This window comes from Mesorhizobium sp. M0854, from assembly GCF_040319815.1.
Classification (GTDB): Bacteria; Pseudomonadota; Alphaproteobacteria; order Rhizobiales; family Rhizobiaceae; genus Mesorhizobium.
The window spans coordinates 165,960-172,951 of record NZ_JAMYOL010000012.1; the positions used below are offsets into that span (position 1 = coordinate 165,960).

Annotated in this window: 3 protein-coding genes; 1 reads left to right on the top strand and 2 read right to left on the bottom strand. The window is 63.9% G+C overall.

From position 1 onward, the window contains the following. Positions 1 to 6: 6 nt before the first annotated feature. Together dnaE and NKH99_RS20090 are read right to left on the bottom strand one after the other, a co-directional pair. A complete protein-coding gene (gene dnaE / locus NKH99_RS20085) occupies positions 7 to 3,534 on the bottom strand; it encodes a DNA polymerase III subunit alpha (protein WP_353015126.1) in 3,528 nt (1,175 codons plus the stop codon). 613 nt (positions 3,535 to 4,147) lie between these two features. Then, on the bottom strand, positions 4,148 to 6,160 hold the full coding sequence (locus NKH99_RS20090) for an acetyl-CoA carboxylase biotin carboxylase subunit (protein WP_353015128.1): 2,013 nt from the start codon (positions 6,158 to 6,160) through the stop codon (positions 4,148 to 4,150). 213 nt (positions 6,161 to 6,373) lie between these two features. Between NKH99_RS20090 and NKH99_RS20095 the strand changes: the two genes are divergently transcribed. Next, positions 6,374 to 6,992, top strand: a 619-nt coding sequence (locus NKH99_RS20095) for an alcohol dehydrogenase catalytic domain-containing protein (RefSeq protein WP_353015130.1), incomplete at its 3' end; no start/stop codon positions are given.

Here is a 6,992-nt window from a genome sequence, read left to right on the forward strand (position 1 = left end):
TAACTCTTAGACCAGTTCCACCTCGACCACGCCCGGCACCGCCCGCATCGCCGACGCGATCTGCGGCGATACGCGGTAGCGGTTGGGCAACTCGATCTCGACCTCGCCCTCGCCGCCTTCCTTGATGACGATGATGCTCACCTGACTGTCGCCACGCTGGCCAAGCTGCGATTGGATTGTCGATGCCGGTGCGTCATTTCTGACGAAGATGCGCAACGCTTTCTGGATACGGCTTGCCTCTTCCTCCAACGACTGCACGGTCTGGATGCGCAGATTGACGCCTTCAGGCCTGTCCTCGGCCGAAACGGTGATCACCACCGAGCGGCCGGGTTCGAGCAGGTCGCGGTATTGCGCCAGCCCCTCGGAAAACAGCACCGCTTCATACTGGCCGGAGGTGTCGGAGAACTGCACGACGCCCATCTTGTTGCCGGTGCGCGTCTTGCGCTCCTGCTTGGTGGTCACCGTGCCGGCGAGCCGGCCGGCGGCAGCACCGCGTTTGACGGCGGCCGAAAACTCGCCCCAGGTCTGCACCCGCATTTTCTGCAGCGCCGCCTTGTATTCGTCGAGCGGATGCGCCGAGAGATAGAACCCGACCACCTGGAATTCACGGTGCAGGCGGTCGGCGACGAGCCAGGGATCGGTCGCCGGCAAGTTGAGCGCCTGCGACTGTGCGCCGAGCGAGGCGCCAAAGATGTCATGCTGGCCGGTGACGGCATTCTGCTGCGCCAGCGACGCCAGCCCCATCATCCGCTCGACGCCGGCCATCATCGCCGCGCGGTCATGACCGAAGCAGTCGAGCGCGCCGGCCATGATCAGGCTTTCGAAGACGCGCTTGCCGACGATCTTCGGATCGACCCTTTCACAGAAATCGGCGAGGCTCTTGAAGGGTTTTTCGCCGCGCGTGGCGACGATGTGCTCGACCGCCGCATCGCCGACGCCCTTGAGCGCGGCCAGCGAATAGAAGATGCGGTTCTCGCCGACCTCGAAATCCCGGAACGACGTCATGACCGACGGCGCCACCACCTCGATGCCGAGGCGCAGCGCATCCTGGCGGAAATCGGCGAGCTTGTCCGTATTGCCCATGTCGAGCGTCATCGATGCCGCCAGGAATTCGACGCGGTAATGCGCCTTCAGATAGGCGGTCTGGTAGGAGACGACGGCATAGGCGGCGGCATGCGATTTGTTGAAACCGTAGTCGGCAAACTTTGCCAGCAGGTCGAAGATGAAGTCGGCTTGCGGCTTGCCGACGCCGCGCTCGACCGCGCCCGAAACAAAGCGCTCGCGCTGCTTGTCCATCTCGGCGCGGATCTTCTTGCCCATGGCGCGGCGCAGCAGATCGGCTTCGCCCAGCGAATAGCCGGAGAGCTCCTGCGCGATCTGCATCACCTGTTCCTGGTAGACGATGACGCCTTGCGTCTCCTTGACGAGATGGTCGATCTTCGGGTGGATCGACGCCATCTCTTCCTCGCCGTGCTTTCTGGCGTTGTAGGTCGGTATGTTCTCCATCGGCCCCGGCCGGTAGAGCGCGACCAGCGCGATAATGTCCTCGATACAGTCGGGCCGCATGCCTATCAGCGCCTTGCGCATGCCGGCACTTTCCACCTGGAACACGCCGACCACTTCGCCGCGCGACAGCATGGCATAGGTTTCGGGGTCGTCGAGCGGAATGTGGGCAAGATCGATCTCGATGCCGCGGCGGCGGATCAGCTTGACGGCCCTGTCCAGCACCGTCAGCGTCTTCAGGCCAAGGAAGTCGAATTTCACCAGCCCGGCCTGCTCGACATATTTCATGTTGAACTGCGTGACCGGCATGTCCGAGCGCGGATCGCGGTACATCGGCACCAGCTCCGACAGCGGCCGGTCGCCGATGACGATGCCGGCGGCGTGCGTCGAGGCGTGCCGATAAAGACCTTCCAGTTTCTGCGCCGTATCGAGCAGCGTCTGCACGATCGGCTCACGCTCCGCCTCTTCGGCAAAGCGCGGCTCGTTGGCGATGGCGTCGGCGAGCTTGACCGGATTGGCCGGGTTCGACGGCACCATCTTGCTCAGCTTGTCGACCTGCCCGTAAGGCATCTGCAGCACGCGGCCGACGTCGCGCAGCACCGCGCGCGCCTGCAGCGTGCCGAAGGTGATGATCTGGCCAACCTGGTCGCGGCCGTATTTCTGCTGGACGTAGCGGATAACTTCCTCGCGCCGGTCCTGGCAGAAGTCGATGTCGAAGTCGGGCATCGAAACGCGGTCGGGATTGAGGAAGCGCTCGAACAGCAGCGAAAAACGCAGTGGGTCGATGTCGGTGATGGTCGTGGCATAGGCGACCAGCGAGCCGGCGCCCGAACCGCGGCCCGGGCCGACCGGAATCCCTTGTGCCTTGGCCCATTTGATGAAGTCGGCAACGATCAGGAAATAGCCCGGATATTTCATCTTCTCGATGACGCCGAGCTCGAAATCCAGCCTTTCGCGATATTGCTCGACCGTGTAGCCCGGCGTCGGGCCGTGCGCCGCCAGCCGCGCCTCCAGCCCTTCATGCGCCTGCCTGGCAAGCTCCTGCGCCTCCGCCTTGACCGCAGCATCGGCGTCGGCGACATCGCGGCCGGCAAAGCGCGGCAGAATCGGATTGCGGGTCTTCGGGTAATACGAGCAGCGAAGCGCGATCTCGACGGTGTTGTCGATTGCTTCCGGCAGGTCGGCGAACAGCCTCGCCATATCGGCCTGGCTTCTCAGGAAGTGGTCGGGCGAAAGGCGGCGGCGATTGTCGGCCGCCACCACGGAACCTTCGGCGATGGCGATCAGGGCGTCATGCGCCTCATAGTCTTCACGAGAGAAGAAAAACGCCTCGTTGGTGGCAACCAGCGGCAGATCGTGGCGGTAGGCGAGGTCGACCGACGACTGCTCGATGGCGCGGTCGTAACCGGAGACCCGCTCAAGCTCGACATAGAGCCGGTCGCCGAACAGGCCCTTGAGCGCCGACAGCCGGGTCTCGGCGAGTTCGCGGCGATCCTGTTTCAAGGCAGTGCCGATCGGACCGCGCGGCCCGCCCGTAAGGCAGATCAATCCGTCGGTGTGGCCCTGCAGCATCTCGCTCCTCAGATGCACCGCTTCGCCGGGCGGTGTCTCGAGGTAGACGCGGCTGACCAGCCTGACCAGATTGCCGTAGCCGGCCTCGGTTGCGGCGATCAGGACGACCGGCCGCATCTCCGGTCCTTGCCGCCTGCGGTCGCGCTGGCTGTCGCTCGCCTCGCCGGAAAAGGCGAGGTCGATCTGGCAGCCGATGATCGGCTGGATGCCGTCCTTTACCGCCTTCTGGGCGAATTCCAGCGCGCCGAACAGATTGTTGGTGTCGGTGACGGCGATTGCCGGGCATTCGTCCTGCACCGCATGGCCGACGATCTTGCCGAGCTGCAAGGCACCTTCGAGCAGCGAATAGGCCGAATGCACGCGCAGATGAATGAACCGACGCGCCGCCGCCTCCGCCCGCGACGCCTTTGCATAGGCCTCGCGCAGCAAGGGATCGCGTGGAAGTCTTTCATCCGCCATGGTTTTTTCGCGCCGCCTCACAAGGACTCAGTCGATGAAGATGTATTGTATTGTCCGGCACCGGGTAACACGAGTCCAGCGGTAGTGATTGGAGCTTTGTGAACTTAGCAATCGCTTCCGCCGGCAGAAAGGCGCTGCCACCGAAGCTGCCAATCTCCCCCCTCGTGGGGGAGATGTCCGGCAGGACAGAGAGGGGCGCTGTCCCGCCGACGTCAGGCTGCAAATAAAAACCCGCCACTGCGGGCGGGTCGCTGGAGCCAATTAGCACCATACCCAAATTAGTAGCATAGCTGCCGGCACAAAGCAAGAACAAAATACGGCGCGACGGGGAAAAATGCGAATTCCTCGCGGCCTCGCCTTGTCCCTCCTCCACTGAGCGTGCCCAACCAATTGCAAGGTCGCGTTCCTTCGCGCCCCCCTCTGTCCTGCCGGACATCTCCCCCACGAGGGGGGAGATTGGCCATCATCTCGGCTTTCGCCAATTTCCAACGTTGCAGGAGCGAGCGAGGCGCCGAGGCTGCCAATCTCCCCCCTGGAGGGGGAGATGTCCGGCAGGACAGAGGGGCGCGCTGTCCCGCCAACTTCAGACAGAGCGTCGAGGGCGGGTACGGCCTCATGCGAATTCCATGATCACCGCATCGACGGCAAGGCTGTCGCCTGGCCTGGCGTTGAGCTTCGAGACGATGAGGTCGCGCTCGGCGCGCAGCACGTTTTCCATCTTCATCGCCTCGACCACGGCCAGCGTCTCGCCGGCCTTGACCTCCTGCCCCTCGGCAACGGCAATCGACACGACGAGGCCGGGCATCGGGCATAGCAGCATCTTCGAGGTATCCGGCGCCACTTTTTCCGGCATCAGCCTTTCGAGTTCGGCGGTGCGCGGCAGCATGGCGCGGGCTGTCACCGAGATGCCTTTCCAGGCGATGCGGAACCCGTTCAGCACCGGCCTGACTTGCGCCGCGACCTTGCGGCCGCCGACCGTGCCGCGCCAGATGAGATCGCCCGGCCGCCAGTCGGATGCCACCGTCAGCGGTTTGCCGCCGTCGATTGTGAGGTCGAGCTCCATCGGAATGGAAATCATGCCTTCGACGATGGCAACCGAAAGATAATCCCGGCCGATCTTCACCACCCAATCGCGTTTCAAGGCGCCCGAATGCGGCGCCAGCCGCCCGCCCAGCCGGTCGAGCCGGTCGCGGCGCAGCAGTTCGACCGCGGTGGCGATCGCGGCCAGCACCACGTTTTCTTCGCTGTTCGGCACAATGGGCGCGAAGCCGTCGGGATATTCCTCGGCGATGAACGCCGTCGATAGCCGCCCTTCCCGCCAGCGCGGATGCTGCATCAGCGCCGCCAGGAACGGTATGTTGTGCTCGATGCCGTCGACGACGAAACTGTCCAGCGCTTCCGACATCGCGTCGATCGCCGCCAGCCGTGTCGGTGCCCAGGTGCACAGCTTGGCGACCATCGGGTCGTAGAACATCGAGATTTCCGAGCCTTCGGTAACGCCGGTATCGTTGCGGATAACGACCTCGCCGAATTTTCCCTCTTCCGGCGGCCGGTATTTCGTCAGCCTGCCGATCGACGGCAGAAAGTTGCGATACGGATCTTCGGCATAGAGGCGGCTTTCCACCGCCCAGCCGTTCAGCTTGACGTCGCTCTGCTTGATGGCGAGCTTTTCGCCGGCCGCCACGCGGATCATCTGCTCGACCAGGTCGATGCCGGTGACGAGTTCCGTCACCGGATGCTCGACCTGCAGCCGCGTGTTCATTTCCAGGAAATAGAAGTTCTTGTCGCTGTCGACGATGAACTCGACCGTGCCGGCGCTCTGGTAGTCGACGGCCTTGGCCAGCGCCACCGACTGCTCGCCCATGGCTTTGCGGGTCTTGGCGTCGAGGAAGGGGGACGGCGCCTCCTCCACGACCTTCTGGTTGCGGCGCTGGATCGAGCATTCGCGCTCGCCGAGATAGAGCGTGTTGCCATGCGCGTCGGCGAGCACCTGGATTTCGATATGGCGCGGATCGACGATGAATTTTTCGATGAAGACGCGGTCATCGCCGAACGAGCTTTTCGCCTCCGACCGCGCCCGGTCGAAGCCGTCGCGCACCTCTGCCTTGCTCCAGGCGATGCGCATGCCCTTGCCGCCGCCGCCGGCTGAAGCCTTGATCATCACGGGATAGCCGATTTCGCCGGCTATTCTTTCGGCATGGGCGGCGTTTTCGACGACGCCGAGCCAGCCGGGCACCGTCGACACCTTGGCCGCGTTGGCGAACTTTTTCGATTCGATCTTGTCGCCCATCGCCTTGATGGCCTTGGGCTTCGGGCCAATGAAGACGATGCCTTCCTGCTCCAGCGCTTCGCAGAAGGATGCCCGCTCGGACAGGAAACCGTAGCCGGGATGCACGGCCTCTGCTCCTGTGGCCTTGCAGGCGGCGATGATCTTTTCCGCGACCAGATAACTTTGCGCAGCCGGCGAAGGCCCGATATGCACCGCCTCGTCGGCCATTTCGACATGCACGGCGTCGCGGTCGGCGTCGGAATGGACCGCGACGGTGGCGATGCCCATCTTGCGCGCCGTCTTGATCACGCGGCAGGCGATCTCGCCACGGTTGGCGACCAGGATCTTTGTGAACATGCAGGCCTCGTCCCTCGGCTGCCCTTCTTTTACGGGCTTCCCGTTTTATGGGCTTCAGGGGGCCGGTCAAGGCAAAGTCGGAGCCTATCCCGCATGCAAATCGGCGGGCGCTGACGAAAATCCGGGGTCACAACGTCGCTTCGTGCATAGCGCAGAGCTGAATGGTAAGTTAAATCTAACCTGGATTGCAGACTGTCATGGGAGGATTGCCTGATGAAAACGCGCGCCGCTGTCGCCGTTGCCGCCGGAAAGCCGCTGCAGATCACGGAGGTCGACCTCGAAGGTCCCCGCGATGGCGAGGTGCTGGTCGAGATCAAGGCAACCGGCATCTGCCACACCGACGAGTTCACGCTGTCGGGCGCCGACCCGGAAGGCCTGTTTCCGGCGATCCTCGGCCATGAGGGCGCCGGCATCGTCGTCGACGTCGGCAAGGGCGTCACCTCGGTCAGGAAGGGCGACCATGTCATCCCGCTCTACACGCCGGAATGCCGGCAGTGCCCGTCCTGCCTGTCGCGCAAGACCAATCTGTGCACCGCCATCCGCGCCACGCAGGGACAGGGCTTGATGCCCGACGGCACCTCGCGCTTCTCGATCGGCAAGGACAGGCTGTTCCACTACATGGGCTGCTCGACCTTTTCCAACTTCACCGTGCTGCCCGAGATCGCCGTGGCCAAGGTCAATGCCGACGCCCCGTTCGACAAGATCTGCTACATCGGCTGCGGCGTCACCACCGGCATCGGTGCTGTGATCAACACGGCCAAGGTCGAGCAAGGCGCGACGGCGGTCGTCTTCGGCCTCGGCGGCATCGGCCTCAACGTCATCCAGGGCCTGC